Here is a 208-nt window from a genome sequence, read left to right as displayed (position 1 = left end):
GCAGCTATCCGCAGGTGAGGGCCTGGCAGCAGGCAACGGCGCAGACGCCGGGACTGCTGGCGCGGGCGCTGGACCCGCAGGCGCAGCCGCTGAATGAGGAGGAGATGGCGCGGCTGGCGCTGGGGCTGCGCACCCGCCTGCAGAATGATGCCGGCAATGTTGAGGGCTGGCTCATGCTGGGGCGCACCGGTATGGTACTGGGTAATGC

The 208-nt window shown here is 69.7% G+C and carries 1 pseudogene; it reads left to right on the top strand.

The window, feature by feature from the left end:
• Positions 1-208 (top strand): annotated as a pseudogene (locus ACLJNW_RS29330) (cytochrome c biogenesis protein CcmH); the annotation flags it as partial.

The organism is Salmonella sp. SAL4457 (assembly GCF_046548235.1).
Classification (GTDB): Bacteria; Pseudomonadota; Gammaproteobacteria; order Enterobacterales; family Enterobacteriaceae; genus Salmonella; species Salmonella enterica.
The sequence above is the reverse complement of the archived record's forward strand: the minus strand, read 5'-3'. Positions and strand labels throughout refer to the sequence as shown.